26 protein-coding genes and 1 riboswitch are annotated in these 25,966 nt (G+C 67.0%); of the genes, 12 read left to right on the top strand and 14 right to left on the bottom strand.

Annotated elements, in window-relative coordinates; all coding sequences use genetic code 11:
• Window positions 1-4: 4 nt before the first annotated feature.
• The 4 genes from SB751_RS13625 to SB751_RS13610 all read right to left on the bottom strand — a co-directional run bounded on the left by SB751_RS13625 (window position 5) and on the right by SB751_RS13610 (window position 1,873).
• Window positions 5-481, bottom strand: a complete 477-nt coding sequence (locus tag SB751_RS13625) for a CreA family protein (protein WP_144198381.1) — start codon at window positions 479-481, stop codon at window positions 5-7.
• A 2-nt stretch (window positions 482-483) separates the two neighbouring features.
• Window positions 484-969 (bottom strand): acyl-CoA thioesterase, encoded by a 486-nt coding sequence (locus SB751_RS13620; RefSeq protein WP_092296653.1) that lies wholly within the window; start codon window positions 967-969, stop codon window positions 484-486.
• Window positions 970-1,117: 148 nt separating this feature from the next.
• Window positions 1,118-1,399 carry an HU family DNA-binding protein gene (locus SB751_RS13615; RefSeq protein ID WP_008651272.1) on the bottom strand — a complete coding sequence of 94 codons (282 nt, stop codon included), beginning with the start codon at window positions 1,397-1,399 and terminating at the stop codon, window positions 1,118-1,120.
• Between the two features lie 162 nt (window positions 1,400-1,561).
• Entirely contained in the window at window positions 1,562-1,873 is a 312-nt protein-coding gene (locus SB751_RS13610; protein ID WP_410748123.1) for a hypothetical protein, read from the bottom strand.
• Between the two features lie 33 nt (window positions 1,874-1,906).
• Between SB751_RS13610 and SB751_RS13605 the strand changes: the two genes are divergently transcribed.
• Together SB751_RS13605 and SB751_RS13600 are read left to right on the top strand one after the other, a co-directional pair.
• On the top strand, window positions 1,907-3,109 hold the full coding sequence (locus tag SB751_RS13605; protein ID WP_144198255.1) for an ammonium transporter: 1,203 nt from the start codon (window positions 1,907-1,909) through the stop codon (window positions 3,107-3,109).
• A 153-nt stretch (window positions 3,110-3,262) separates the two neighbouring features.
• Window positions 3,263-4,129, top strand: a complete 867-nt coding sequence (locus SB751_RS13600) for a mechanosensitive ion channel family protein (RefSeq protein ID WP_144198254.1) — start codon at window positions 3,263-3,265, stop codon at window positions 4,127-4,129.
• Here SB751_RS13600 and SB751_RS13595 read toward each other — a convergent pair whose 3' ends face one another.
• The gene (locus SB751_RS13595) at window positions 4,130-5,347 is read right to left on the bottom strand and encodes a Bcr/CflA family multidrug efflux MFS transporter (RefSeq protein ID WP_144198253.1); all 1,218 of its coding nucleotides are present in this window, start codon (window positions 5,345-5,347) and stop codon (window positions 4,130-4,132) included.
• A gap of 192 nt (window positions 5,348-5,539) precedes the next feature.
• Between SB751_RS13595 and SB751_RS13590 the strand changes: the two genes are divergently transcribed.
• Window positions 5,540-6,121 carry a hypothetical protein gene (locus tag SB751_RS13590; RefSeq protein WP_144198252.1) on the top strand — a complete coding sequence of 194 codons (582 nt, stop codon included), beginning with the start codon at window positions 5,540-5,542 and terminating at the stop codon, window positions 6,119-6,121.
• Window positions 6,122-6,235: 114 nt separating this feature from the next.
• Here SB751_RS13590 and mdoH read toward each other — a convergent pair whose 3' ends face one another.
• Together mdoH and SB751_RS13580 are read right to left on the bottom strand one after the other, a co-directional pair.
• Window positions 6,236-8,839: a glucans biosynthesis glucosyltransferase MdoH gene (mdoH, locus tag SB751_RS13585; RefSeq protein ID WP_250025425.1), complete on the bottom strand. Its 2,604-nt coding sequence runs from the start codon at window positions 8,837-8,839 to the stop codon at window positions 6,236-6,238.
• On the bottom strand, window positions 8,812-10,326 hold the full coding sequence (locus SB751_RS13580) for a glucan biosynthesis protein G (RefSeq protein ID WP_410748195.1): 1,515 nt from the start codon (window positions 10,324-10,326) through the stop codon (window positions 8,812-8,814). Before SB751_RS13580 ends, mdoH begins: the two co-directional genes overlap by 28 nt.
• Window positions 10,327-10,965: 639 nt before the next feature.
• Here SB751_RS13580 and SB751_RS13575 point away from each other — a divergent pair.
• Complete coding sequence (locus SB751_RS13575) at window positions 10,966-11,343, top strand: RT0821/Lpp0805 family surface protein (RefSeq protein ID WP_246118965.1); 378 nt, start codon at window positions 10,966-10,968, stop codon at window positions 11,341-11,343.
• 19 nt (window positions 11,344-11,362) lie between these two features.
• Here the strand turns inward: SB751_RS13575 and SB751_RS13570 are convergent, their stop codons facing one another.
• From SB751_RS13570 to SB751_RS13555, 4 genes are all read right to left on the bottom strand, one after another.
• The gene (locus SB751_RS13570; protein ID WP_144198249.1) at window positions 11,363-13,081 is read right to left on the bottom strand and encodes a mechanosensitive ion channel domain-containing protein; all 1,719 of its coding nucleotides are present in this window, start codon (window positions 13,079-13,081) and stop codon (window positions 11,363-11,365) included.
• A gap of 96 nt (window positions 13,082-13,177) precedes the next feature.
• A complete protein-coding gene (locus tag SB751_RS13565; RefSeq protein WP_377731798.1) occupies window positions 13,178-13,693 on the bottom strand; it encodes a surface-adhesin E family protein in 516 nt (171 codons plus the stop codon).
• A gap of 29 nt (window positions 13,694-13,722) precedes the next feature.
• Complete coding sequence (gene ribB, locus SB751_RS13560; RefSeq protein WP_244844450.1) at window positions 13,723-14,355, bottom strand: 3,4-dihydroxy-2-butanone-4-phosphate synthase; 633 nt, start codon at window positions 14,353-14,355, stop codon at window positions 13,723-13,725.
• Between the two features lie 195 nt (window positions 14,356-14,550).
• Window positions 14,551-14,718, bottom strand: a riboswitch (FMN riboswitch).
• Between the two features lie 79 nt (window positions 14,719-14,797).
• The gene (locus SB751_RS13555) at window positions 14,798-15,688 is read right to left on the bottom strand and encodes a helix-turn-helix domain-containing protein (RefSeq protein WP_144198246.1); all 891 of its coding nucleotides are present in this window, start codon (window positions 15,686-15,688) and stop codon (window positions 14,798-14,800) included.
• A 177-nt stretch (window positions 15,689-15,865) separates the two neighbouring features.
• Here SB751_RS13555 and SB751_RS13550 point away from each other — a divergent pair, with 177 nt between their 5' ends.
• The 5 genes from SB751_RS13550 (at window position 15,866) to SB751_RS13530 (ending at window position 19,960) form a co-directional block, all read left to right on the top strand.
• A complete protein-coding gene (locus SB751_RS13550) occupies window positions 15,866-16,165 on the top strand; it encodes a type II toxin-antitoxin system RelE/ParE family toxin (RefSeq protein ID WP_144198245.1) in 300 nt (99 codons plus the stop codon).
• The gene (locus tag SB751_RS13545; RefSeq protein ID WP_410748122.1) at window positions 16,162-16,509 is read left to right on the top strand and encodes a HigA family addiction module antitoxin; all 348 of its coding nucleotides are present in this window, start codon (window positions 16,162-16,164) and stop codon (window positions 16,507-16,509) included. Before SB751_RS13550 ends, SB751_RS13545 begins: the two co-directional genes overlap by 4 nt.
• Window positions 16,510-16,651: 142 nt before the next feature.
• Complete coding sequence (locus SB751_RS13540) at window positions 16,652-17,965, top strand: hemolysin family protein (protein ID WP_144198243.1); 1,314 nt, start codon at window positions 16,652-16,654, stop codon at window positions 17,963-17,965.
• A gap of 375 nt (window positions 17,966-18,340) precedes the next feature.
• On the top strand, window positions 18,341-19,663 hold the full coding sequence (locus tag SB751_RS13535; protein WP_144198242.1) for a GGDEF domain-containing phosphodiesterase: 1,323 nt from the start codon (window positions 18,341-18,343) through the stop codon (window positions 19,661-19,663).
• A gap of 165 nt (window positions 19,664-19,828) precedes the next feature.
• Window positions 19,829-19,960, top strand: a complete 132-nt coding sequence (locus SB751_RS13530; protein ID WP_092296698.1) for an entericidin A/B family lipoprotein — start codon at window positions 19,829-19,831, stop codon at window positions 19,958-19,960.
• Between the two features lie 125 nt (window positions 19,961-20,085).
• Here the strand turns inward: SB751_RS13530 and SB751_RS13525 are convergent, their stop codons facing one another.
• Genes SB751_RS13525 through SB751_RS13515 form a run of 3 tightly spaced genes read right to left on the bottom strand, consistent with a single transcriptional unit; the run spans window position 20,086 to window position 23,017 of the window.
• Entirely contained in the window at window positions 20,086-20,727 is a 642-nt protein-coding gene (locus SB751_RS13525) for a bifunctional 4-hydroxy-2-oxoglutarate aldolase/2-dehydro-3-deoxy-phosphogluconate aldolase (protein WP_144198241.1), read from the bottom strand.
• A 59-nt stretch (window positions 20,728-20,786) separates the two neighbouring features.
• On the bottom strand, window positions 20,787-21,722 hold the full coding sequence (locus SB751_RS13520) for a sugar kinase (protein WP_144198240.1): 936 nt from the start codon (window positions 21,720-21,722) through the stop codon (window positions 20,787-20,789).
• Between the two features lie 14 nt (window positions 21,723-21,736).
• Window positions 21,737-23,017, bottom strand: a complete 1,281-nt coding sequence (locus tag SB751_RS13515) for an amino acid deaminase (protein ID WP_144198239.1) — start codon at window positions 23,015-23,017, stop codon at window positions 21,737-21,739.
• Between the two features lie 126 nt (window positions 23,018-23,143).
• Here SB751_RS13515 and SB751_RS13510 point away from each other — a divergent pair, with 126 nt between their 5' ends.
• The 3 genes from SB751_RS13510 to SB751_RS13500 are packed head-to-tail and all read left to right on the top strand — an operon-like array spanning window position 23,144 to window position 25,949.
• Window positions 23,144-24,046 (top strand): MurR/RpiR family transcriptional regulator, encoded by a 903-nt coding sequence (locus SB751_RS13510; protein ID WP_144198238.1) that lies wholly within the window; start codon window positions 23,144-23,146, stop codon window positions 24,044-24,046.
• Between the two features lie 2 nt (window positions 24,047-24,048).
• On the top strand, window positions 24,049-25,512 hold the full coding sequence (locus SB751_RS13505) for an N-acyl-D-amino-acid deacylase family protein (protein ID WP_144198237.1): 1,464 nt from the start codon (window positions 24,049-24,051) through the stop codon (window positions 25,510-25,512).
• A 44-nt stretch (window positions 25,513-25,556) separates the two neighbouring features.
• Window positions 25,557-25,949 carry a RidA family protein gene (locus tag SB751_RS13500; protein WP_144198236.1) on the top strand — a complete coding sequence of 131 codons (393 nt, stop codon included), beginning with the start codon at window positions 25,557-25,559 and terminating at the stop codon, window positions 25,947-25,949.
• The last annotated feature ends 17 nt before the right edge of the window (window positions 25,950-25,966 follow it).

Here is a 25,966-nt window from a genome sequence, read left to right as displayed (position 1 = left end):
AGGCTTACTTGACCGGGATCGGTGTCCCCGCCGGCACCGGCACCGCCGTCACTGCGTTCTGCGGACTGCCGCTGACGATGCGGTCGGAATAGGTCAGGTAGACCAGCGTGTTGCGCTTGCGGTCTACCGCGCGCACCACGTGCAGGGTCTTGAACAGGATCGACATCCGCTCGGAAAACACGTCTTCCTGCGCCTTGACCGGGCCCTTGAAGCTGATGGGGCCCACCTGGCGGCAGGCGATCGACGCTTCGGGCGGGTCTTCGGCCATGCCCAGCGAGCCCTTGATGCCGCCCGTGCGCGCCCGCGAGACGTAGCAGGTGATGCCGTCCACCTGCGGATCGTCGTAGGCTTCGATCACCACCTTGTCGGAGCCGGTGACGCGGAAATTCGTGCTGACGCTGCCGATTTCTTCGGCCTGCGTGGCGCCGGAGAGCGCGCACAGGCCGGCGGCGGCCACCATCCCGATGCGGAATTTCGCCATCATCAGTCCGCCGATCCCTTGATCTCGTCGTGCCGGCGCTCCATTTCCTGGCGCAGCGCGCGGCGCTGCTGCGCGGCGGCAAAGCGCTGGCGCTCCACCTCGTCGCGCGGTTGCAGCGGCGGCACCTCGGCCGGCGCACCGTTGTCGTCCACGGCCACCATCGTGAAATAGCAGCTGTTGGTATGCCGGACCACCTTGCTACGAATATTCTCAGTCACCACCTTGATGCCGATTTCCATCGAGCTGCGGCCGGTGTAGTTCACGGCGGACAGGAAGGTGACGAGTTCGCCCACGTGAATCGGCTGGCGGAACATCACCTGATCCACCGACAGCGTGACCACGTAGCGGCCGGCGTAGCGGCTGGCGCAGGCGTAGGCCACCATGTCCAGGTACTTCAGGATGGTGCCCCCGTGCACGTTGCCGGAGAAGTTGGCCATGTCCGGCGTCATCAGCACGGTCATGGAAAGCTGGTGGGACAGATCGTTCATCGCAGAAAATCCAGAAATCGAGCCTGAGGCGCGGGCAGTGTAACCCGACGCGGCGTGCCCATGGCGCAAATCCGCGCGTGGATGCCAGGCCCAAAAAGAAAAGCGGCCCCGAAGGCCGCTTTCCATGCTTTCAAGAACGCGAACTTGCTTACTTCTTCTTGTTCACGGCGTCCTTGAAACCCTGGCCGGCGGAGAACTTCACCGTCTTGGCGGCCGGGATCTTGATCGTTTCGCCGGTGCGCGGATTGCGGCCGGTACGGGCAGCACGCTTGCCCGAGCTGAAGCTACCAAACCCCACCAGGGTGACCGAGTCCCCCTTGGCCACTGCCTTTTTGATACTGTCCAGCGCGGCGTTCAGCGCGCGCTCGGCGGCGGCGTTGCTGAGTTCTGCTTCCGCGGCGATGGCCGATACCAGTTCACCTTTATTCATGGCTAGATTTCCCTTGTTGGTCGTCGTCACCGGACATCTGCCTGCCGGCAAATTACCGATCGGCGCAGTCTAATCTGCCCTTTGCGCCTTGGGCAATCCCCAGTGGCACCGAAGCAACGAAAACGGCCGGAAATCCTTCTCTGGCAAGACTTAGCGGGGGTTTTACCCCTCTTTTCCCTGAATGGAATCGTCACTTTTCAGGCCCGGCACGTATCGTACGGCGCACACCTGAGAACCCGTGCCTCCGCGGCCTGCGCTTGCCAGCAGCGCACCATTCTGGACCGCGCCCGCCGGCCGCGACGCCCGATTTTGGCGCATGACGATCCATAATGAGGCAGGACTCGACCCGGGGCCCGCGCCATTCGCGCAATAGTTGACCTGACAACTCACCCGCAAACGCCACGTCAGTGCGCCGCGCACCGCCTCGGCGCTATTTTCCCCATTTTGCATCGCAATCTGGAACGGATTTTGCATACTCGTGCTCCCATTTTGAGCATTGAGGTAGCAATGGAAAACTGGAAAACGGGCGCCGATGCGATGTTCATCCTGCTCGGTGCCATCCTGGTACTGGCCATGCATGCGGGATTTGCGTTCCTGGAACTCGGCACGGTGCGCAAGAAAAACCAGGTGAATGCACTGGTGAAAATCCTTGTTGATTTTGCTGTTTCCACGATTGCTTACTTTTTTGTCGGTTATACGGTGGCGTACGGGGTGCAATTCATGTCCGGTGCGGAAGTCCTGGCACAAAAGAGCGGATATGAACTGGTCAAGTTCTTCTTCCTCGCCACATTTGCCGCAGCGATTCCGGCGATTATTTCGGGCGGCATTGCCGAGCGCTCCCGATTCAACCCGCAACTGGTCGCCACGTTCATTCTGGTCGGCTTTGTCTACCCGTTCTTCGAAGGCATCGCCTGGAACAACCGCTTCGGCATCCAGGACTGGATCGCCTCGGTGGCGGGCTCACCGTTCCACGATTTCGCGGGCTCGGTAGTCGTCCACGCGGTGGGCGGCTGGATCGCCCTGCCCGCTGTGCTGCTGCTCGGCGCCCGGCGCGGCCGGTACGCGAAGGACGGCCGCATCAGCGCGCATCCGCCCTCGAACATTCCCTTCCTGGCGCTAGGCGCCTGGGTGCTGGCGGTGGGCTGGTTCGGCTTCAATGTGATGAGCGCCCAGACCGTGGACAAGATCAGCGGCCTGGTGGCCATCAACTCGCTGATGGCCATGGCCGGCGGCACGCTGGCGGCGTGGTGGGCTGGCCGCAACGATCCCGGCTTCGCCTACAACGGCCCGCTGGCCGGGCTGGTGGCCGTGTGCGCCGGCTCGGACCTGATGCATCCGCTCGGCGCGCTGATCACCGGCGCCGTGGCCGGCGTGCTGTTCGTCTACCTGTTTACGCTGGCCCAGAACAAATGGCATATCGATGACGTGCTGGGCGTCTGGCCGCTGCACGGCCTGTGCGGCGCCTGGGGCGGCATCGCGGCGGGCATCTTCGGCAGCCATGCGCTTGGCGGCATGGGCGGGGTCTCGCTCGGCGCGCAGCTGATCGGCACGGCGCTTGGCATCGCCATCGCGCTGGTGGGCGGTACGGTGGTCTACGGTGCACTGAAGAAATTCGTCGGAATACGGCTCGATGCCGAAGCCGAGTTCAATGGCGCTGACCTCACCCTGCACCGCATTTCGGCCACCCCGGAGCGCGAGACCAACTGGTAATCCGCCCTGATGGGGATTGCGCGAAAGCGGCCGGACAGCGTTCCGGCCGCTTTGCTATTTACGCAGATCGAACGGCGGATTTTCGCGAAATTATTAACTTGAACTTGCCCGCGACGAGGCCAATAATGCCCTTGCCTAACAGGAGCATGCCCCATGGATACCTCTTCGTTGCAGAGCATTCGCGAGCTGATCATCGGTTACGCCACCGTGTTCGGCGTCAAGATCCTGGCCGCGCTGGCCTTCTGGGTCATCGGCCGCTGGCTGATCCATTTCGTGGTCCGGCTGGTGCAGAACTCGCTGGGCAGGCAGAAGGTGGACCCCACGCTGCTGCGCTACGTCGGTTCCATCGTCACCGTCACCCTCAACGTGGTGCTGGTGATCGGCATCCTTGGTTACTTCGGCATTCAGACCACCACCTTCGCGGCGCTGATTGCGGCGGCGGGCGTGGCCATCGGCATGGCGTGGTCGGGGCTGATGTCGAATTTCGCCGCCGGCGCCTTCCTTGTGGTGCTGCGTCCGTTCAAGGTGGGCGATTTCGTGACCATCGGCGGCGTGACCGGCACGGTCAGGGAGATCGGCCTGTTTGCCACCACCCTGGACACGCCGGACAACGTGCTGACCGTGGTCGGCAACAACAAGATCTTCTCGGACACCATCCAGAATTTCACCGCCAATGCCTACCGGCGCGTGGAACTGAAGGCGCAACTGGCGGGCTCGACCGACGCAGCCGCCGCGGTGGCGCTCCTCAAGGAGCGCATCGGCGCGATTCCCAATGTCCTGGCCGAACCGCCGGTGGACGTGGAAATCCTCGAGTTCACGCTGGTCGGCCCGGTGCTCGCCGTGCGGCCGCACTGCCATAACGATCATTACTGGCAGGTCTATTTCGATACCAACCGTGTGATTCGGGAGAGCTTTGGCCAGGCTGGCTTTGCCGCCCCGATGCCGGCGCAGATGGTGGTCATGCAACCTGCCCCGGCCATGCCGATTGCGCCGGCGGCGCCGGCCAACCAGGCCGCCTGATCAGGCGGGCACGCCCGCGCCAACCCGCCCGTAACGCCGCATCAGGACCGCGCTGCAGCCGCAGAGGGCCATCACCACGGCAAGCGGGAGCGCGGTGCCGTCGTGCCACAGGCTGACGGCAGCGCCGGCCAGCGTGCCGAAGCCGAACTGGAGCGTGCCCATCAGCGCGGACGCCGTCCCCGCGCGATGGCTCTGGTGCGCCAGCGCCAGCGCCGACGCATTCGGCGTGATGCACCCCATTCCCGCCAGAAAGACGAAGAAGCCCACCAGCAGCACCGGCAGCACGGCCATGCCCGCCAGCGCCGCGACGGCCAGCATCAGGCCAGCCAGCAGCGGCGCGTACAGGGCCATGCCCAGCACGGCGTCGAGCGAGCGCGCGCGCACCAGCCGCGCGTTGATCTGGGACATCGCGATCAGCCCGAACGCGTTCGCCCCGAACACGAACCCATAGTGCGAGGGGTCGATGCCATGCAACTCGATCAGCACGAACGGCGACCCGGCGATATAGGCGAACATGCCCGCCTGCACGCAGCCCGCCGTGAGCGAGTAGCCCAGGAATTCGCGGTCGCGCAGCAACTCCCAGTAGTTGCGCAGGACGGTGCCCGGGTGCAGCGTGCGCCGGTGCGCCGGATCGAGCGACTCCTCCATCCGTGCGTGAACGAACCAAAGGATCAGCACCGCCGCGCCACAATGGACCCAGAAGATCGCGCGCCAGCCCAGGGCGGACAGGATGGCCCCGCCGATCAGCGGCGCGAGGATCGGCGCCAGGCCCATCACCAGCATCAGGGACGAGAACGCCCGCGCCGATTCCTTGGCCTCGAGCCGGTCCCGGATCACGGCGCGCGACACCACGAGGCCCGTGCAGCCGCCCAGCGCCTCCAGGAAGCGCCACAGCATCAGCGACTCCACGCTGCCGGCCAGTGCGCAGCCGGCGGCGGCGGCGCCGTACAGCGTCAGTCCTATATAGAGGGGCGCCTTGCGGCCGTAGCGGTCGCTGATCGGACCATAGAACGCCTGCCCGATCGCCAGCCCGACCAGGAAGGTGCCCAGCGTCAGCTGCACCTGCCCGATCTCGGTGTGGAGGTCTGCCGCGAGCGCCGGAAAGCTCGGCAGATACATGTCGATCGACAGCGGCGCCAGCGCGGTCAGCGAGGCACAGATCAACAACCAGAGGGGAAAGCGGGTGGAAGACGTGGGCGCGCGCGGGGTGGCAGTCATGAAACGGTTCCGAAGACAAGGCGCAATTGTTGCACAGGTTACAAAGCGTGCTTTCGGTGTGGCGTGGCTTTCGCATGCACGGGGGTGGAGGGTACAATGCCTGCCTGTCGGCACCGATGTTGCGCCGACCGCGTAGTCGGACGCACAGCGGGAGACGGGTCACGGGAGCCGTCCCCGGCAACGCTAGCCCGCATGACCATACGACAAACGCCGATCATTGTTTCGCTGAGCCTGGTTGCCTTGGCAACCCTGCCGCTGCTGCCCGCGTGGGCCGCGCCGGTCAGGGCGCCGGTCACGGCTTCCGCGCCGGCACCCGCTCCCGTGCCCGTGGATGAAGCCGACGCCTTGTCGCGCATGCTCAAGGGTGCCGCCACCGGCCAGAACACCGGCGGCGCCGGCGTCCCCGAACTGCTCCGCAACACCAGCCGCCCCGACGGCGTGCTGGCCCGCGCCTGCCGCCAACTCAACGATGCCCTGCCCATCGAGATCGATGGCGAGACGCGCCTGCGCCGCTGCCAGTCGGTGCCAGGCAAGCACGTGCTGTTCCAGTTGGAGCTGACCAACTATCGTGGGCCGATGCTTGACCTGGCCAGTTTCGAGGTCAACTACGCCGCGCCGCTGCAACGTAACATCTGCGCCAACCGCGACGTGGAAATCCTGACCAAGCTCGGCGTCAGCATGATGTTCCGCTACATGACCCGCAAGGACCGCGGCGAGCGCCGCGTGGGCGATGTCTATATCAATGCGCCGATCTGCGTGTCGGCCCTGAGATAAGTCCCCACCCGCCCCCGATACAACGGTTTAAAACGACAGGACGAAAAAAACGGCAGGTCAGCCCAACCGGGGCTGACCTGCCGTTTTGACTTGCGTCAGGCCGGAGGTCGTCTATCAGGCCGCGCGCGGCCGCAGCGGCAGCACGTTGGCGGCGCGGCGCATCAGCACGCGCGTCTCCTTCCACGCTGCATCGGCCAGGGGCGAGCCCCAGACCAGTTCGTGCAGCTTGGAGAGTGCGAACGGATCGCCCAGCAGCACGTGCTTCTGCGCCGCCGACAGCGATTGCGGACCATGCGTCAGCGCATGCTGCACCAGCGCGCCGTGCTGCAGGCGCGTCGGCGTGGGCTGCACCTTGCGGGCAGTGGCCGTGGCGCACATCAGCGCATTGGTGACCGGGTCCACCACGGCATCGACGAAGCCCGGCACGTCCTGCGCCGCCTCCACGTGCTGCTGGGTTTCCACGATCTCGCGCGGCACATTGGCTTCCTCGGGAATCACGAACAGCCCGGCGCGGCGCATGGCACGGCCCAGCGTCACGCGCGAGAGCAGCACCGACAGCGGAATCGAGAGCGCCAGCGAACCGACAATCGGCAGCAGCCACCAGATGAAGCCGGGGCTCAGCCAATACACGCCCGCGCCCCAGACCAGGCCCAGCACCGTGTGCCAGCCGTGGCGGCGGAACGCCTCGCCCCAGGAGGTCTCGGCATCCTCGCGCGGGGGCGATTTCCACGAAATGCCCCAGCCGCTGTACGCCGCAATCACGAACTTGGTATGGAACAGCATCCGCGTGGGCGCCAGCAGCGCCGACATCAGCATTTCCAGCAGCATGCTGACGATGAGCCGCACCGGGCCGCCGTACTGCCGCGCGTCCTTGAGCAGCAGGATCACGCTGGCCAGTTTCGGCAGGAACAGCAGCGTGGCCGTGGCCGAGAACAGCGCGAGCGCCTTCTCCGGGTGCCACTCGGGCCAGGTCGGGAACAACTGGTACGGCTGCGTGAAGTACTCGGGCGGTACCAGCGCGTGCTTGGCCAGCGCGGCGGTGGACAGCAGCAGGAACAGGAACCAGAGCGGCGCCGACAGGTAGGCCATGATGCCGGTCAGGAACACGGCGCGGTGCACCATGTGGAAACCCTGCTTCATCCAGAGCCGGAAATTCATCAGGTTGCCCTGGCACCAGCGGCGGTCGCGCTTCACCTCGTCCAGCAGGTTCGGCGGCAGTTCCTCGAACGAGCCCGGCAGGTCGTAGGCAATCCACACCCCCCACCCCGCCCGGCGCATCAGCGCGGCTTCAACGAAGTCGTGCGACAGGATCTCGCCCGAGAGCGGCCCCTTGCCCGGCAACGGCGCCAGCGCGCAGTGCTCCATGAACGGCTTGATGCGGATGATCGCGTTGTGGCCCCAGTAGTGGGACTCGCCCAACTGCCAGTAATGCAGGCCGGCCGTGAACAGCGGACCGTAGACCCGGGTGGAGAATTGCTGCACCCGCGCATAGAGGGTGTCGCGGCCTACGGCCAGCGGCGCGGTCTGGATGATCCCGGCGCCGGGGTTGGCTTCCATCAGGCGCGTCAGCGTGCCCAGGCACTCGCCGCTCATCACGCTGTCGGCGTCGAGCACGATCATGTAGCGGTACTTGCTGCCCCAGCGGCGGCAGAAGTCGGCCACGTTGCCGGTCTTGCGCTTCACGCGGTGGCGGCGCCAGCGGTAGAAGATGCGACCGAAGCCGCCCACGGCGCGGCAGATTTCCATCCAGGCGTCGTGCTCGGCGGTGCGCAGGTCGGGGTTGCCGCTGTCCGAGAGGACAAAGAAGTCGAAGTGGGCCAGGTCGCCCGAGCGCTCGAGCGACTCATACGTCGCCCGCAGCCCGGCGAAGACGCGTGTCACGTCCTCGTTGGCAATCGGCATGATGACTGCCGTGCGGGCGGATGGATCGATTGGCGCGTCCGGCGCGGCGCTGCGCGAGATCAGGTGGCGGTCGCCGCCCTTGGCCAGCACCAGGAAGCCCATCATCGCCGTCCAGAACCCGGCAGACACCCACGAGAACAGGATCGCGAACAGGGCCAGGATGGCCACTTCGAGCGGATCGGCGCCATGGTACGGCAGCACCTTGGCCATGAAGTACGTGGCCACCGTGGTCTGGGCAACCACCAGCCCCAGCAGGAACCAGCGGCGATGCGAGCCGGCCGGGTGCCACTTGCCCTCGGCGTCAGGGCCGTCGTGCAGGGTGTCCCAGGTCTCGGGCACGGGCGGGCGGCCCGTCATCTTGCGCCAGGTATTGCGCAGCCAGCCGGTCACCACATGGGGCGGCCACTGGCGCGGCACCATCGAGGCGCGCTCGGGCTTCGGCCCGGTATCCACGCGCACGGTGCCGTCGTCGCGGCGCTGCAGCAGCGGCTCGCCATCCACCTGCGGATTGCCGTAGGCCATCGTCAGGCGGCGCGGCACCGAGGCGTAGGTCGGACCGCCGGGCGTGGCGGTGACGGCGGCCTCATCGCCCTCGCGCTCCTTGGGGTCGCGGCGGGCCAGCCGGGTCTGCAACTCGATCATCGCGGAAGGCACCTCGATGCCCTCGGCGGGCACGGAGGTCACCGGCGGCATGGGGGTGTCGGCCAGCAGTTCGCTGCGCAGCTCGGGCGAGGCAGGCAGGCGGTCGACATAGCGCTCGCATGCTGCCGCCTGGGCCGGGCGCTGCTTTAGCCTGGGGGAATGATGTAGCTCCATGTCTCGGATAGGGTTGTATTGCCGTTGCGAAGATAGCCGCGCAACTCAACCGGCTTTGTCTCGTCCTTGCGGCGCATGAACAGCGTCATGCGCCAGCCGCCCGTGGCTTCGTTGCGGCGGACCGCGGTCTTCAGCAGTTCGCCATTGGCGTCTGCCGAGATCACGGGGTCCAGCCGCGCATCCTCGGCCAGCTTCTTGAAGGCCGGGCCTTCGAAATCCACGGTCAGCGAGAAACTCGTGTCGTCCTGCTTGCGGGTCAGCCCCTGGCCGCGCCGGGTCTGCGTGACCCACGACAGCGGCGGCAGGTTCTCGCCATCCTTCTGCCATTTCAGGCGATATTCATAGTCGAAAGCCTGCTTGGGCTTGGGCGGGTTGTCCGGCACCCAGAAGGCCACGATGTTGTCGTTGGTCTCGTCCGGGGTCGGAATCTGCACCAGCTCCACCCGACCCGAGCCCCAGTTGCCCTTGGGCTCCACCCAGCCGCTCGGGCGGCGCTCGTACCACGCGCCCAACTCCTGGTAATTGTCGAAGCTGCGGTCGCGCTGCATCAGGCCGTAACCCTGCGGGTTGGTGGCCGCGAACGACGTCACCAGCAGCCGCTTGGGATTGACCAGCGGACGCCAGACCCACTCCCCGGTGCCCAGCTGCACGGACAGGCCGTCCGAGTCGTGCACCTCGGGGCGGAAGTCCGCCGCCGTGGACGGCTGGTTCTCGCCGTACAGGTACATGCTGGTCAGTGGGGCCAGGCCGAGCTTGGTCACGTTCTCACGCAGGAACAGACGCGACTTCACTTCCATCACCGTCTCGTTGCCCGGCTTGATCACGAAGCGGTACGCCCCGCTCATGCGCCGCGAATCCATCAGCGCGTAGATCGTCACCTGCTTGTCGTTGGCGGACGGCCGCTCGATCCAGTATTCGACGAAGCGCGGGAACTCCTCGCCCGAATTGAGCGCGATGTCCACCGCCAGCCCGCGGGCCGACAGGCCGTACCACTGGTCCTTGCCCAGCGCGCGGAAGTAGCTGGCGCCCAGGAACGAGGCCAGTTCATCCTTGCGCTTGCCCTGGTTCAGCGGGTACAGCAGGCGGAAGCCCGCAAAGCCGAGTCCCTTGAGCTTGGCCGCATCCACCTTGTGCGAGCCGTAGTTGAACGCGCCCGGATCGAAGCGGAACTCGCGCACGCTGTTGCCCACCACCTCGTTGATACGCACGGGCTGATCGAACACCATGCCCTCGTGATAGAAGGAAATCTCGAACGGCAGGCGCGCACCGCGCCAGGCGAAGCGCTCCGGCTTGTATTCGATCTCGCGATAGCGCTCGTAGCTCAGATCCTTCAGCTCGGCCGGCAGGTTCTGCGGCGCCGGCTTGTAGGGCGCGCCCGAGAGCTGGCGGGCCTTGGCGGCCACGGTCTCGAAGTCGAACGCGTGTGCGGACAGCGCCGCCACGGCCAGCAGCCCGCCCCCCAGCCAGCGTCCCAGCCCACCTAGCATCCCGGGTAAGCGGCGCACGGGCGCATCGGTCGGGGCTTGGATGGGGCGGAACGGCGAGATGGTTGCGGTCATGAAGGCCGGAAAATGGATGGATGGCGACCCGCCATGCCGGCGCGGATCGAAAGTGTTCAACAGACGGTTTAGCGTGCGCCCGGCTGTCGGTCGCAGGTCTCCAGAGCAAGAGACGGACCAGGCGCCGGGTTCAAATCAACCGGATTGGTATCGACCAGTCCGTAACCGATTTGTTGCATTGCGATGCGAAACCATAACAATTCGAGACTTAAAAGTCACGTTTCGTTGGGGCAACGTTTGCAACAAAATGTTCAAGCGGTAGCGCCAAAGCCGCTTCAGACAAGCGTTTCCGGCATATGGGCAGGGTTCGCCCCCGCGCCCGGCCCATGGCTGTGCCGCGCGGGATGACTGCGCGGACACATGGCAATACACGCTAGGTCAGCGGCGGCACGGTGTCAAACCGCACTGCGGCGCAAGCCATGCTGCGCCGCACCGGGGCGCCAAGTGGCTCGGGAAGCATCGCGATGCCCCCAAGCGGCGCGGGCGCGCTTACAATCGCCTCGTCATCCATTCTCACGAGGAATCGTCATGCACGCCCGGGGTACCCTTCGCCGTTCCCATCTCCGTATGGCGCTTGCCGCCAGCCTCGGCAGCGCCCTGCTGCTTGGCGCCGCCCAGCCCGCCCTCGCCTATTTCGACAACTACCTGTCCGGCAGCATCATCGGCACGCTCAACCAGAAGGAAGCCGCGTCGCTGCAACAGACGGTGCGCAAGATCCTCGACGGTGGCCCCGACAACGAAGCCGTGACCTGGAACTACCCGGGCGCCGGCAAGCGCGCCGCCATTCTCGGCACCATCACCCCCGTCGCCACCAAGGAGGACAAGGGCCAGAAGTGCCGGCGCCTGAAGTCCGAACTGCAGCGCGGCAGCGCCACCGAAGCGTGGTCGGGCTGGTTCTGCAAGCAGTCCAACGGCGCCTGGAAGGCCCGCCACGTGGCGCAGTAAGCCCCAACCGAAGCCGGCCTCAGGGCTGCGTGCCCCGGCGACGCGGGTGCGCGGCCGGGTCCACCCCGGCATTGCCCGGCGCCTCGAACCAGCGGGCCTGCGGCACCACCACGCTCTGGCCCGGCTGGTCGATGAAATGGGGCGACATGATCTGCACGCCGTGGGTATTGAATACATCCTGGATGGCCGCGTGCAGCGCCGACAGCGCAAAGAAGCGATTGCGCGGGTTGTCGATCGCCGTGAACAGCTCATATTCGACGTAGAAATCCGATAGCCCGCGCTGTAGCACGAACGGCGTGGGCGCCGCCACCACGTGGGTGGCATGGGCGGCGGCCTCGAGCAGCATCGCATGGACCTGCCGCCACGGCGTGTCATAGCCGATGGTGACCGAGGTGGACACCATCGCGCTCTGCTCGCCACTGTCGGGGGCGCGCGTGGCGCCATGGCGCGAGAAGTTGTGGATGGCGCTGCCCACCACCACGGCGTTCGGCAGCGTCACCTCCTCGTTGCGCAGGTTGACCACCTTGACCGACAGCGCGTCCAGCCCCACCACCGTGCCCACCGTATCGCCAATACTGACCATGTCCCCCCGGCGCAGCGCGCGCGAATAAATCACCACCATCCCACTCATGATCTGGTTGACGATGTTGGCCGAGCCCAGCGTGACCATGAAGCCGATCAGCACGGACAGGCCCTTGAACACATCGCTCTGGGAGCCGGGGATATAGGGATAGGCGAAGGTGAACCCGAGCGCCCAGACCAGCACGCTGGCCAGACGCCGCGTGGCGCTGGCCGTTTCCGGGTGCATGCCCGGCACCGTGATCTGGCCCTTCTGCACCGCGACGAAGATATTGCCGACCAGCCGCTGGACCGCGCGCGTGATCAGCAGGATGACCACCACCGTGACCAGCCCCGGGATCGACTCCACAATCGACACGCCGATCTGCCGCAGCAGGCCAAGGATAAAGGCGCCCATGCGGTCGCCGAGCGGTTCGGTCAGCGGAAACTGCTCGAGCGCGAACTGGAGCCAGAGGAAACCCAGCGCGATGACCGAGCCCACCGCCAGGATCTGGACGATGCGGCTGACAAGCTGGTAGACGGCGCCGGTCCAGTCGAACTGGCTACCGCTGCGCTGTTGCAGGTGAACGTCCAGCGCCCGTTGCAGGGCGGCGCGCATGCGGCTGCGGGCGCGGCCGATGCCCCAGATCAGTCCGACCAGCAGCGCCAGGCTGCCCAGCGAGAACAAGGCACCGCGCAACAGATTCGGCCAGTAGAGCTGGGCCCGGCGGGCGTCGATGACGGCCTGGAGCCGCGCGCGCGTCTGGGCGGCAGCCGCTTCCATCGTCAGGCCATCGGTGGGATCGAGATCGCCCTCGACCAGGGCGAACAGCACCCGGTCCCCAAGGCGGAAGGCCACGCCGCTGACATCGCCGAGCGTACCGCTCAACTGGCTCAGCGGCAGCCCCAGTTCCGACTCGCTCAAGCTGTCGAACGTGGCTTCGGCCCGCTCAGCGCGGGTGGCGGGGCCCGCCCCGCCCAGGGTGCCGCGCAGCGTGGCAACGGGGCGGTTCATCAGCCGCAGTTCCACAGGCGTGGATTGGGCAGCGGCCGTGGCGGCCGCCGGAGGAGAGGATGGCGCGGCAGGCGCCGACGCCGCGTGCCCCCATCCACAGAAGATGCCGACCAGTCCAATGGTCGCCAGCCAGAACCATGCCACCTGCCGCCATGCGTGCGCCATGCCTGCCCCTTCGTGTGGACGTGAGGCGAAGCATAACGCGTGGCAGCGGAAAACGGGACAGTCGTGGCGGGCGGTCTGAGCCCGTGGCGATTGGCCTCAGCGGCAGAGCCGGCTCATCAGCTCCCCGGCGAGGGTGCCGGCGGAAATCGGCTGGGGCATGCCCGTCTGCGGGGCGCGGATCGTGTAGAGCGAATCGCCGCGCGCGTAGCGCTTGCTGTAGAGGGTCTGCTCCACCACCGCGAACATCGACGTGGCGCAGTTGAGCACCATCCGCTTCAGCGAGGAGCGAATGGCGTCGCCGCTGGCGGTGCGGATCACCCCGCCCGTGGGGGCGTTATGCATCAGCACGACGCCCACCTCGGGGCCGCGACGGCGCACGGCCGTCTGATCGAAGTAGGAGATCATGCCCGTGGCGCCCGTCACCGGCACCCAGCGTTGGGGGTCAGGCGGGGCCGGGTCGGCCTGCCCGCCGGCGTGGGCGGTCAGGCTGAAGCACGCGCCGGCCAGTACGGTCAGGCGTGCGAGAAATCGGGGAAATCGCGAAATCCGCGGGAGAAACGCGCGAAGAGACATCGGGGAGCCCTCGTCATGACGGGAAAAAACAGCCCGCATTGTCGCATAGCGAGGCCGCCCCGGGGCCGTCAACCGTTGATTTCACGCCAGGCGGCGAGGTCTTCGATGGTCAGCACCGGCAACTGGTACATCTCCGCAAACGCCAGTGCCTCGGGGCGGCGCGCCATGGTGCCGTCCGGGTTCATCAGCTCGCAGAGCACCGCCGCCGGCGAGAGCCCAGCCATCCGCGCGAGGTCCACCGAGCCCTCGGTATGACCGCGCCGCACCAGCACGCCGCCATCGCGGGCCACGAGCGGGAACACGTGGCCGGGGCTCACCACGGCGTCCGTGCCGGCATCCTCGGCGATGGCCGCGCGGATGGTGGTGATGCGGTCGGCGGCGCTCACGCCGGTGGTCACGCCCTCGCGCGCCTCGATCGACACGGTGAAGGCGGTGCCGTACTGGCTCCGGTTGTTCTCCACCATCGGCCGCAGCCCGAGTTCGCGGACCTTGGTCTCGGTCAGGCACAGGCAGACGATGCCGCTGCATTCGCGGATCATCATCGCCATATTGGCCGTGGTCAGGCGCTCGGCGGCGAGGATCAGGTCCGCCTCGTTCTCGCGGTCGTCGTCATCGAGCAGCACGACGGGACGGCCCTCACGCATGGCCTCGAGCGCGTGCGCGATGCGCTCGGCCAGCGGGCGCGGATCGGCATCGGCCATGGCGAGGCTGGCGGCGGGATTGACGTTGGAATTGGCGTTCGGGAGATTGACTTCGTTGTGGTGCAGCATTGAAACGCTCCATATATAGGGATCAGTGGGCGTTTCAGGGTGGATCAGCGAAACCCGCAAAAATACGACGACGCTCCGCCGCGCGGGCGGACGTGTCCACGCGCGCAAGGCAGGCTTGCGGATTTCGCCCATCTTCTTTCATCCGGACTCTGACCGTCGGCCCTGGCCTCTCACCAGGTCTGCTGACCCCGCACGGGAATGCGGGCGCTCGCGGGCTCACCGCCAGGCGCCATCGATGCACGACGCTGGCAACATACCGCCGGTGGGGACTTTCACCCCGCCCTGAAGACGTAACGACGCCGTGGCGGCAGGCGTTTTCCGCACTGCCACAACGGCCCGGCGATCTTAGCACGAGCGTGCGATTCTGGCTGAACTACGATTCGAGCGCGCTCGCGGGCGCGGGGGTACCGGCCAATGATTCGAACACGGCGCGGGTGGCCTCGTCGGCCGGGAAGAAGCACTCGATGCGCAACTCCTCCAGCGTGACGTCCTGCGGAATGCCCAGCGTGGTCAGGGTGGAGAACAGCGAGGCGCGGAACCGCCCGGCCTGGACGATCACGGGCAGGACGGGCGGCGGCGCCCCGTCCGCCTCGGCGTCATCCTCGTCCACAAGCAGCTCGCCGCCGGGCCCGACCATGTCCGGATGCCATGCGGCGATACGGCGAAACATCTCATGCGCCACCTCGTCGTGCGCCTGCGCCTGCAAGGCCTGCCAGACCCGGCGCACAAGGTAACGGCCCACCTGCTGCGCGTTCTCGATCATCGGCCAGAGGCCGTCCGGATCGAACACGGTCAGCATCAGGTTGATGCGCCGGCCGTCCTCATCGAGCGAAACAGGCTGGCGCCCCGCCAGCAGCGTGCCGAACATGCGCCGGTACGCGACGTTGGCGTCAACCAGGTTCCAGAACCGGTCCAGCACCACGGCAGGATAAGGCTCCTGCTTGCTCAGAATCAGGGCGATGGCCTGCCGCACCATGTGCAGGGGCGGCGCCGCCAGCGCGTGTTCGCTATAGGCCGGCGCGAAGCCGCTCGCCAGCAGCAGCCGGTTGCGCTGGCGCAGCGGCACGGCGAGGCGGTCTGCCAGCGCCAGCACCATCTCGCGGCTGGGCCGCGCCCGGCCCGACTCCAGAAAGCTGATATGGCGCTGCGACACACCGGCCGCTAGCGACAGCGCGAGCTGGCTGTAGCCGCGCCTGCCGCGCCAGTAGCGCAGCAGGCCGGGGAAATCGAGGGCGGCTTCGGAGCCGGGCGTGAGGGGTTCCATGGCAGGCATTACAGCATGGACCGGGAAGCGTGGCGACTACCTCCGAGGTAATCATCGTGATTCAAAAAGTTTTCAGATTCGTCCCATGTCGCAATGCCCCGCGGTTTCCTAGGATGACGGCTCACCCTCATCTTTGATGCTGGCCATTTAATGCAATACGTTATACCATCGACATTCATGATCCGGACCTTCGCCAACAAAGCCACGGCGGCAGTGTTCTGCGGCCGGTACGTCAGCACCCTGCCGCGGCACATTCAGGCCACGGCATTCAGGAAGCTCGGCCTGTTGGACGCAGCGGCCTCGCTGACAGACATGCAGGCGCCGCCGGCGAACCGGCTGGAGGCACTGCGCGGCGTGCGGCGCGGGCAATGGAGCATCCAGATTCACAACCAGTGGCGCATCTGCTTCCGTTTCCAGAACGGCGAAGCATGGGACGTCGACATCGCGGACTATCACCGACAACCGGAGCCAGCATGACCATCAAGCGTGAAGACCTGCCGCGCCTCGATGCCAGTGACGTCGAAACCGGCGAACCCCTCGCGCCGGTGCATCCGGGCGAGATCCTGCGCCAGGACTTCATGGCCCCGCATGGGCTCTCGGCCAATGCGCTGGCCATTGCCCTGCGCGTGCCGGCACCGCGCATCAATGACGTCGTGCGCGGGCGGCGCGCCATCTCGCCCGAAACCGCGTTGCGGCTCGCGCGTTATTTCGGCACGACGCCACAGTTCTGGGCCAATCTCCAGGCCGGGTACGACCTGCGCTTCGCCCAGGAGAAGGCCGGCGAGAAGATCGACCGGGAAATCCAGCCGCTGACGGCATGATCCGTGCTTGCGATGCCGTGCAAAACCGTCCACCGGACGCACCATTACCTTGTGACGTAAGCGCCACCGCGCAGTGGTCCAGTCACATGCAGATGGTATGCTTTGACTTTTCAATACCCGCGCGCGTAGGGCGCGCACCCTGATGGAAATAGCCATATTACTGGCGCTCATTCTGCTTAACGGCCTGTTCGCCATGTCCGAAATCGCGCTCGTCACGGCCCGCAAGGCCCGGCTGCAGCGGCAGATTGAAAACGGCGACCGTGGCGCGATAGAGGCCGTCAAGCTCGGAGAGGACCCCACGCGGTTCCTGTCCACCGTCCAGATCGGCATTACCTCCATCGGCGTGCTGAACGGCGTGGTCGGGGAATCCACGCTGGCGGCGCCGCTCGGCGAATGGCTCGCAGGCCTGGGCCTGTCGCAGCCGTCGGCCGGCTATACCGCCACGGCCATCGTGGTGGCCGGACTGACCTATTTCTCTATTGTCCTGGGCGAACTGGTGCCCAAGCGGCTCGGCCAGCTGGCGCCGGAGGCCATCGCGCGCGCGGTGGCACGCCCGATCTCGTTCCTTGCCACGGCATCCACGCCGTTCGTCAAGCTGCTGGGCGGCTCCACGCGCCTGGTGCTGCGGTTGCTCGGCGTCAAGACGGATCGCGGCCCGGCCGTGACCGAAGAAGAGATCCACGCGCTGCTTGTGGAAGGCTCGGAGGCCGGTGTCATCGAGCGTCACGAGCACACGATGGTGCGCAACGTGTTCCGGCTCGATGATCGCCAGCTGGCCTCGCTGATGGTGCCGCGCGGCGATGTGGTCTATCTGGACGTTGGCCTTTCCGAGGAAGAGAACCTGCGCCGGATCGAGGAATCGGACCACTCGCGCTTTCCCGTGGTCCGGGGGGGGATGCACGACATTCTGGGCGTGGTCAGCGCGCGTCAGCTGCTGGCCCGCCGCCTGCGTGGCGAGCGTGCCGAGCTGACGGCGGTGCTCCAGCCGGCCGTGTTCGTGCCGGAGAGCGTCACCGGCATGGAGCTGCTCGAGAATTTCCGTGCGTCCGGCGGCCAGATCGCCTTCGTGATCGACGAATACGGCGAGGTGCTGGGTTTGGTCACGCTGCAGGACCTGATCGAGGCCATTACCGGCGAGTTCAAGCCCGATGAGGCAGGTGGCGAGTGGGCCGTGCAGCGCGACGATGGCTCGTGGCTGCTGGACGGCATGATCCCGGTGCCGGAATTCAAGGACCGCCTGGGCCTGCGCGCCGTGCCCGAGGAAGACAAGGAGCGCTACCACACGCTGTCCGGCATGTTGCTCTTGCTGCTCGGCCGCCTGCCGCAGACCACCGACAGCGTGCAGTGGGGCGACTGGAAGTTCGAGATCATCGACATGGACGGCAAGCGCATCGACAAGGTGCTGGCCTCCCAGGTGCCGCCGGAGGAAGGCCCGGAGCCTGAAACCACCGGCTGACGGCCCCGCCTGGGCCCCGCCCGGTCCCACCCGGCCACCCACGAAACGGACGCTCATGCGTCCGTTTTTTATGACCCGCGCCCTAACGCGTTTCCTGCTCAATGGTCAAGACGACATTTGTAGCGACATTGGATTCGTTGTGCGAAATCAAACATCGTTGTTACGCGCAGCGCACGTGTACATAGCCGTTCTCCTAGTTCTGCGTGGCTGCCGTATGATCTGCCTTGCAGCATCCGCAGTACTACGCAGTCGCTAAACAAAATCGAGCGGCGCCAACAGAGCGCCCCGAAAGATGGAATGCATGAACGGGAACGCAAAACGGGTATCGCCCATGGCTGATGTCCGCCTCGGCCTCTACGGCGCCGCGAGTCACTGATGAGCGCGGGCACTCACGACACGCCACCCGCCATGGACGGCAACCGCGCCGTCCAGCCGGCGGCGTTCATCGCCGCGCTGGACGAGCACCGCGCGCAGGTCGGCACGGCCCATCCGCTGGCCGTGCTGGTCATCCGCCTCGACCGCTTCCAGCATGCCTGCGACACCCTCGGCCCGGCGCGCGCCAACCGGCTGCGCGCGGAGATCAAGTCGCGGGTGGCCAGCCTCGCCACCATGCCGGCCGTGATGCAATGGCTGGGCCCGGCCGACCTCGGCGTTGCCTGCGTGCTCCCCGAAGGCACGGACGACCCCGGCTGCCTGAGCATGACGATTGCGGCCGTGCTGGGCCGGCCTTATCTGGTAGATGGTTTCGAATTGTTTCTGTCTTGCAGCATCGGCGCGGCGATGGATCACCCGGACAGCGCCACCGAACGCAACCTGCAGCAGGCCTTCGACGCCATGCTGCAGATCAACCGGCGCGGCGGCGATGGCGTTGGCCGCGCCGACCTGCCCACGCCGCCGCGTATGGCGCCGCTGCTCGCCGCCCTGCCCCATGCCATCGCCCGTGGGGAACTGAGCCTGCATCTGCAACCCCGCGCCTTGCTTTCCACCGCCGAGATCGTCGCCTACACCGTGCGGCTGCGCTGGCAGCACGCGGTGCTGGGCCGCATTGGACCACAGGATTTCCTGCCCGCCGCCGAGGCGCTGGGCATGATGGATGAACTGGGGCAATGGATTCTCCAGCAACTGCTGCCCCTGATGCGGGCCACGGAGGCCGTGGCGCCAGTGCCCTTCACGCTGCTGGCGTCAAGCTCGCAGTTGCAGTCACCCGGCACCATCGACATGCTGCGGCGTGCCGTCGACGCCTATGGCGTCGGCCCGGGCCGGCTCTGCGTGGAAGTGCCGGTGAGCATCGTGCCGGACAGCCCGGAGACCGCCCGCAAGGCAGCGCTGCTGCATGACACCGGCATCGGCATGGCCCTCAGCGACTTCACTGATAATGCGGCAAGCCTGCGCGCGCTGGAAAGCACCCGGCCCGATGTGATCACGCTCGATGCGCGCCATCTGGGGCACGCGACCCGCAGCGGCGACATCGCCGCACACCTGCGCGCGGCATGCGTGCTGGCCCACGCGCATGGCGTGCCGGTCTGTGCCAAGGGCGTGGAGACGCGCGTCCAGCTGGAGGCCGTGCGCGCCTGGGGTTGCGACAGCGTCCAGGGCTACCTGCTGGCGCAGCCGTTCCCTGCGCACTGGCTGGCACAGACCCACGCGGCCATCGTGAACCGCGCGCGGCAACTCCTCGGCCCCAGCCTGAGACCCTGATCGCGGACAGCGCCGATGGCCCGTTTGTCAGCCCCTTTGTCAGCCCCCTTGTCAGCCCGTTTGTCAGCGTTTTCCTACTTACAAATTGGCACACATCCTGCATCGGGATCGGTGGGGGCGACGGTAGAATGTGCCCACTTCTCACTATCCCTAAAGGAGCCACTCGTGAAAAAAGGATGGATCTGGTGCGTACTGTGTGCCACCCTGCTGGCAGGTTGCAACACCATGGCCGGCGTCGGCCAGGACGTGCAGAAGGGCGGTCAGAAACTCGAAAACTCCGCTGAAAAGGCGAAGTAACGCTCTCCGGCGCTCTGCCGCCGGGGCGCCGTAGCTGGCGCCTCGAGGGCCAAAAAAAGCCGGCCGGGAATGAATTCCCGGCCGGCTTTGTATTTTTTACTCCCCGCTTTCCAGCGACCGGGCGATCAGCCCTTGCAGAGCCGCGCGGCTTCCTCGGCAAGCTTGCGGATGCGGCCCCAGTCCTTGGCGGCCACGGCGTCCTTCGGCACGACCCACGAGCCGCCCACGCACACCACGTTCGGCAGGGCCAGGTAGTGCTGGGCCTTGACGATGTCGATGCCGCCGGTCGGGCAGAACTTCAGCTGCGCCAGCGGTCCGTACAGCGACTTCAGCATCGGCACGCCGCCGGCCGCCTCGGCCGGGAAGAACTTCAGGAAGGTGAAACCGGATTCCAGCGCCGCCATGGCCTCGCTGGCGGTGGCCACGCCCGGCAACAGCGTGATGCCCGCGCCCTGCGCGCCATCGGCCAGCTTTTGTGTCAGGCCGGGCGATACCGCGAACTGGGCGCCGGCGTCGCGCACGGCGTGAAGCTGCTCCACGGTCAGCACCGTACCGGCGCCCACCACGGCCTGCGGCAGCGCCTTGGCCACGGCCTGGATGGCCTCCAGCGCCACCGGCGTGCGCAGCGTGATCTCCAGCAGCGGCAGGCCACCAGCGACCAGCGCCTCGCTGACGTGCAGGGCGTCGTCCACCGAGTGGTATTCCAGCACCGGAATCACCGGCACATTGACAAGTCGTTCTAGCAGCGGGGAAGGTTGATTTGGCATGACAGTCCCGATGTTGGGTGGCAAATATTGAGGGGCAGAACACGCCCGTCTGGTTCCAGTCAGGCAATCACCGACACGGATTGCTCCAGGCGCGCCTGTACGGTCTCGGCGCTCGGGATCGGCGCGACCGCGCCATAGCCCGTGGTAGACAGCGCCGCCGCCACATTGGCGTAGCGTGCGGCGTCGAACGGATCGGCGCCCACAGCCAGCCGGGCGATGAAGCTGCCGCCGAAGCAGTCGCCGGCGCCGGTCGCGTCGAGCGGCCGCACCGGGTACGGCGGCACCAGCGAGCGCGCCTCGGGCGTGGCCACGTAGCTGCCCTCCTCGCCCAGCTTCAGCGCCACGAGGCTGATGCCGCAGCCGAGCAGGTAATCGACGATGGCGTCGCGGTCATCGAGCCCCGTGAGCACGGTGATGTCGTCCCAGCTCGGCAGGCAGACGTCGGTCAGCGAAAACGCCTCGCGCATGATGCCGCGCGCGCGGGCCAGCGACCACAGCCGCAGCCGCAGGTTGGTATCGAGCGACACCTGCGTGCCGCCCTTGCGCGCGTGCTCCATCGCGGCCAGCCCGGCGTCACAGGCGCTGGTGCTGATGGCCAGGCTGATGCCGGACAGGTGCAGGAAGCGCGCCTGGGCAATTGCCGCCAGCGGCAGCTGGTCATGGTGATAGCGGCTCGCGGCCGAGCCCTCGCGCAGGTAGTCGAAACGGTGGCCGTGGCTGTCGTGCGAAACGAAGTACACGCCCGTGGGCGCCGCCGCGTTCACGCTGACATGGCGGGTATCCACGCGCTCGGTGGTCCACAGTGCCAGCAGGCGCTCGCCAAAGCTGTCGGCGCCCACCGCGCTGATGTAGCCGGTGGTGGCGCCCTGCCGTGCGGCGGCGATGCAGAAGTTCGAGGTATCGCCGCCGAAGCCTTGCAGGTAGCGGCTGGCGTCGTCAGGCTGCTGGTTGAATTCGACCAGCGGCTCGCCGTAGGCAAGAATATCGATGCTCATGTCGCAGGTCTCCCTCAGAAGAACGTCTGCACGATGTCGATGACGCGCAACTGGCCGTCCAGCACGGGGATGTGCCGCCACTTGTCGAACGTCAGGCAGGGATGCGAGATGTCGAAGGCAATCATATCCCCGACGCGCACATCGTCGCCAGCCTCGATCTGCAAATAGGCGTGCTGGTCCATCATGCCGGTGACCTGCCAGTGCGCCGGGGTGTCCACCGGGGCGTCCGCGCCGGGCCGGTACAGCCGCGCGGGTATCGGCATGCCGGCGTCGAACGCGGCGTCACGCTTGCCCATGCCGATGATCGCGCGCGTCGGCTCGGGAATCGACTGCACATAAGCCCACAGCTGCAGCGCGGGCAGCAGCCCCTCGCGCATCTGTTGCGCCACGGGGTTGTTGGCCAGGATGCGGGTCTGCGCGGCGCGGTAGATGCCCACGTCGTGGGTCAGGTAGCAGCCGGGGCGCAGCACGATGTCGATGGGGGCGCCGATATCGGTGCGCGAGAACTCCTCGGCCACCACGTCATACCAGGCCGAGCCGGCGCCAGACATGACCACCGGGCTGCGGCTGAAGCGGCCTTCGGCGGCCAGCTGGCGCGTCACGGCCACGGTGCGCTGCAGGAAGGCGCGGATGTCGGCCTCGTGCTGGAGCACGCCTTCGTAGACTTCCACGCCGGCCAGGGAGAGCGCATCGGGCCAGCGCGCCAGCGCGTCCATCACGGCCTGCTGCTGGGCGGCGTCACGCACGCCGGTACGGCCGCCCTCCACGCCCAGTTCCACCAATACCTGGAGCTTCTGGCCACGCGCGCGGAAGAACGCGCCTAGCTGATCGACGAGATCTGCCGAATCGACGAGCGAGAAGAATTCGAAGGACGGATCGCGCAGCAGGTCTGCCACGATCTCCATATTGCGGCGGCCGACCAGCTGGTTGGCCATCAGCACGCGTTTCACGCCATGCGCAGCGGCGGCGGCGGTCTGGTGGGCGGTAGCCAGGGTGATGCCCCAGGCACCTTCCTGCAACTGCCGCGCAAACAGCTTGGGCGCCATGGTGGTCTTGCCATGGGGCGCCAACTGCACGCCATATTCACCCATGAAGCGGCGCATCCACGTGAGGTTGTGCGCAAGACGTTCCTCATAGAGCACAGCGGCCGGCAGGCTGAGGTCCTCGGACAACAGGTTCCAGCCCACCTGGCCCGCATTTTCCGGGGCCAGCGGCGTGTCCATCCGGCCCAGCGCCTTGTTCAGCGGATCGATGATCCCGGCTTGGTATTCCCCCTGATACTTTGTCTCACGCATGCTGTCATCGCCCCGCAAAAATTCTGATTGACGTAATCATAGCCTTGAAACTACGATATTTCATCCTTGTTATAAAGTAACATGCGTCGCCCGGCACCCCTGCCAGGCGGCGCCCATCCGCCCGCCATGACCGCGCCTTTCGACATCCTGACCCGCATTGCCGAACGCGGCCCCGCGCTGCGTCTGGCCGAGCAGAAGGTGGCCCAGGTGATCCTGGAAGACCTGGCCGGCGCGGCGGCGGCCAGCATCAATGAACTGGCGCGCAAGGCGGCGGTGAGCGAGGCCAGTGTCACGCGCTTCGCCAAGGCCATCGGCTGCCGCGATGTGCGCGACCTGAAGCTGCGGCTGGCCCAGGCCACCGCCGTGGGCTCGCGCTTCCTGCAGCCGGTGCCGCTGGCGGAGCCCGGCACGCCGGCGTCGCTGGCGGAGAGCATTCACGCCGATGTCATCAACACGCTGGAGGTCAATCGCAAACTGATCGACCCGGAACGCATTGGCATTGCCGCCCGGCTGTTGCTGGACGCGCGCATGGTCTACGCTTTTGGCATGGGTGGCGGCTCGACCTTCATGGCCGACGAGGCGCGCTACCGGCTGGCGCGGCTCGGGCACCCCGTGGCCAGCTATCAGGACGCGGTCCTCCAGAAAATGGTGGCGGCCACGCTGACGCGCGACGACGTAATCCTGGCCTTCTCCGCCAGCGGCAACATGCCCGAGATGCTGGCCAGTTGCGACATTGCGCGCGAGTACGGCGCCCGCCTGATCGCCGTGACGGCACTCGGCTCGCCGCTGGCGGCGCGTGCCGATGTGCTGCTGCCCGTGCGCTCGCTGGAGACGGATTTCATCTTCAAGCCTTCGGCCTCGCGCTACGCAATGCTGCTGGTGCTCGACGTGCTCGCCACGCGCCTGGCCCTGCTGACGCAGGAACAGAGCGCCGAGAAGCTGCGCCGCCTCAAATACGTGCTCGACGCCCATCGCGGCGTGAGCCAGGACAGCGACGGGCCGGACAGCCGCCAGCCGCTGGGAGACTGACCATGCCACACCTGTTCGACACCCTGATCCGCCTCGTAAGCCTGATCGACGGCTCGGGCGCCGCGCCCCGGCTGGCCGACGTGGGCATCCGCGACGGCCGCATCACGCGCATCGACGCCCCCGGCGCCATCGACCCGGACACCGCTTCCCACGTGGTGGAAGGCCACGGGATGGTGCTCGCGCCCGGTTTTATCGACGTCCACACGCACGACGACACCAACGTGGTCCGCCAGCCCGAGATGACGCCGAAGATCTCGCAGGGCGTGACGACGGTGATCGTTGGCAACTGCGGCATCAGCGCCGCGCCGGTCACGCTGGCGGGCGATCCGCCCGATCCGATGAACCTGCTGGGCCGCGCCGAGGCGTTCTGCTACCCGAACTTCCAGGCCTACGTCGAGGCCGTCAACGCGGCACAGCCCGCCGTCAACGTGGCCGCGCTGGTCGGCCACACGGCCCTGCGCAGCAACCATATGGACCGGCTCGACCGCGCCGCCACCCCCGACGAAACCGCCGCGATGCGCGCGCAGCTCGAGGAGGCCCTGGCCCACGGCGCCCTGGGCCTCTCCACCGGGCTGGCCTACGCCAACGCGTTCTGCGCGCCCACCGAGGAAGTCCTCGCCCTGGCCGAGCCGCTCGCAGACGCCGGCGCGCTCTACGCCACCCACCTGCGCAGCGAGTTCGCCGAGATCCTGGACGCCATGGACGAAGCCTTCCGCATCGGCCGTCACGCCCGCGTGCCCGTGGTCATCTCCCACCTGAAATGCGCCGGCGTGCCCAACTGGGGCCGCAGCGGCGAGGTGTTGGACGCGCTGGAAGGCGCCCAGCGCTGGCAGCCGGTGGGCTGCGACTGCTATCCGTACACGGCCAGTTCGTCCACCCTAGATCTCAAGCAGGTGACCAGCGATTTCGACATCCAGGTCACGTGGTCGGAGTCGCACCCGGCCATGGGCGGCCGCCTGCTGGCCGACATCGCCGCCGAGTGGAACGTCGACCTGTTGGAAGCCGCGCGCCGCCTGCAACCGGCCGGGGCGGTCTATCACTGCATGGAAGATGCCGATGTGGACCGCATCCTGCGCCATCCGGCCACGGTGGTCGGCTCCGACGGCCTGCCCAATGACCCGCTGCCGCATCCGCGCCTCTGGGGCGCGTTCCCGCGCGTGCTGGGTCACTACGCGCGTGACCGCGAGCTGTTTCCGCTGACCGTGGCCGTCAACAAGATGACCGGCCTCTCCGCCGAGCGCTTCGGGCTGACCGAACGCGGCTTCGTGCGCGAAGGCTACTGGGCGGACCTGGTGCTGTTCGACGCGGCTACGATCCGCGACGCTGCCAGCTTCACCGACCCGATGCAGCCCGCCGAGGGCATCGCGGCGGTCTGGGTCAACGGCGCGCTGTCCTGGCAGCAGCGCGCGGCTACCGGCGTGCGCGCCGGCCGCTTCCTGCCGCGCGGCAGCCGCGCCACGGCCTGATCCCACGGCCTGATCCCTTTCATCAATAGCAAACAGGAGTTTTCATGGACATCAAGCGTTTCGGCGTGGAAGGCGGCACGGGCCAGGGCGGCTCGCACATGCCCTTCGCCCGCGCGGTAGCCGCCGACGGCTGGCTCTACGTATCCGGCCAGGTGCCGATGGTGGGCGGCGAAGTCATCGACGGCGGCATCGTGGCGCAGAGCCACCAGGCCATCAAAAACGTGCTGGCGATCCTGGCCGAGGCCGGCTACGGCACCGAGCACGTGGTGCGCTGCGGCGTCTGGCTGGACGACGCCCGCGACTTCACCTCGTTCAACAAGATCTTCAAGGAATACTTCGGCGCCAACCCGCCGGCCCGCGCCTGCGTGCAGTCCAGCATGGTGGTGGACTGCAAGGTCGAAGTGGACTGCATTGCCTACAAGAAACCCGCGGCATAAGCCCGCACGGTGAGCCA

The sequence above is a fragment of the Cupriavidus sp. SIMBA_020 genome (assembly GCF_046535395.1).
GTDB lineage: Bacteria > Pseudomonadota > Gammaproteobacteria > Burkholderiales > Burkholderiaceae > Cupriavidus > Cupriavidus campinensis.
The sequence above is the reverse complement of the archived record's forward strand: the minus strand, read 5'-3'. Positions and strand labels throughout refer to the sequence as shown.

Bases quoted from the DNA above. Each gene is read 5' to 3' on its own strand.
- mdoH (WP_250025425.1), bottom strand. From the start codon at position 8,839: ATGGAGCTACATCATTCCCCCAGGCTAAAGCAGCGCCCGGCCCAGGCG.
- SB751_RS13605 (WP_144198255.1), top strand. From the start codon at position 1,907: ATGGAAAACTGGAAAACGGGCGCCGATGCGATGTTCATCCTGCTCGGT.
- SB751_RS13580 (WP_410748195.1), bottom strand. From the start codon at position 10,326: ATGCTAGGTGGGCTGGGACGCTGGCTGGGGGGCGGGCTGCTGGCCGTG.
- SB751_RS13565 (WP_377731798.1), bottom strand. From the start codon at position 13,693: ATGCGGGCTGTTTTTTCCCGTCATGACGAGGGCTCCCCGATGTCTCTT.
- SB751_RS13535 (WP_144198242.1), top strand. From the start codon at position 18,341: ATGAGCGCGGGCACTCACGACACGCCACCCGCCATGGACGGCAACCGC.
- SB751_RS13550 (WP_144198245.1), top strand. From the start codon at position 15,866: ATGATCCGGACCTTCGCCAACAAAGCCACGGCGGCAGTGTTCTGCGGC.
- SB751_RS13545 (WP_410748122.1), top strand. From the start codon at position 16,162: ATGACCATCAAGCGTGAAGACCTGCCGCGCCTCGATGCCAGTGACGTC.
- ribB (WP_244844450.1), bottom strand. From the start codon at position 14,355: ATGGCCGATGCCGATCCGCGCCCGCTGGCCGAGCGCATCGCGCACGCG.
- SB751_RS13575 (WP_246118965.1), top strand. From the start codon at position 10,966: ATGGCGCTTGCCGCCAGCCTCGGCAGCGCCCTGCTGCTTGGCGCCGCC.
- SB751_RS13620 (WP_092296653.1), bottom strand. From the start codon at position 969: ATGAACGATCTGTCCCACCAGCTTTCCATGACCGTGCTGATGACGCCG.
- SB751_RS13500 (WP_144198236.1), top strand. From the start codon at position 25,557: ATGGACATCAAGCGTTTCGGCGTGGAAGGCGGCACGGGCCAGGGCGGC.
- SB751_RS13610 (WP_410748123.1), bottom strand. From the start codon at position 1,873: ATGCAAAATCCGTTCCAGATTGCGATGCAAAATGGGGAAAATAGCGCC.
- SB751_RS13515 (WP_144198239.1), bottom strand. From the start codon at position 23,017: ATGCGTGAGACAAAGTATCAGGGGGAATACCAAGCCGGGATCATCGAT.
- SB751_RS13590 (WP_144198252.1), top strand. From the start codon at position 5,540: ATGACCATACGACAAACGCCGATCATTGTTTCGCTGAGCCTGGTTGCC.
- SB751_RS13540 (WP_144198243.1), top strand. From the start codon at position 16,652: ATGGAAATAGCCATATTACTGGCGCTCATTCTGCTTAACGGCCTGTTC.
- SB751_RS13625 (WP_144198381.1), bottom strand. From the start codon at position 481: ATGGCGAAATTCCGCATCGGGATGGTGGCCGCCGCCGGCCTGTGCGCG.
- SB751_RS13520 (WP_144198240.1), bottom strand. From the start codon at position 21,722: ATGAGCATCGATATTCTTGCCTACGGCGAGCCGCTGGTCGAATTCAAC.
- SB751_RS13505 (WP_144198237.1), top strand. From the start codon at position 24,049: ATGCCACACCTGTTCGACACCCTGATCCGCCTCGTAAGCCTGATCGAC.
- SB751_RS13570 (WP_144198249.1), bottom strand. From the start codon at position 13,081: ATGGCGCACGCATGGCGGCAGGTGGCATGGTTCTGGCTGGCGACCATT.
- SB751_RS13615 (WP_008651272.1), bottom strand. From the start codon at position 1,399: ATGAATAAAGGTGAACTGGTATCGGCCATCGCCGCGGAAGCAGAACTC.
- SB751_RS13555 (WP_144198246.1), bottom strand. From the start codon at position 15,688: ATGGAACCCCTCACGCCCGGCTCCGAAGCCGCCCTCGATTTCCCCGGC.
- SB751_RS13600 (WP_144198254.1), top strand. From the start codon at position 3,263: ATGGATACCTCTTCGTTGCAGAGCATTCGCGAGCTGATCATCGGTTAC.
- SB751_RS13510 (WP_144198238.1), top strand. From the start codon at position 23,144: ATGACCGCGCCTTTCGACATCCTGACCCGCATTGCCGAACGCGGCCCC.
- SB751_RS13525 (WP_144198241.1), bottom strand. From the start codon at position 20,727: ATGCCAAATCAACCTTCCCCGCTGCTAGAACGACTTGTCAATGTGCCG.
- SB751_RS13595 (WP_144198253.1), bottom strand. From the start codon at position 5,347: ATGACTGCCACCCCGCGCGCGCCCACGTCTTCCACCCGCTTTCCCCTC.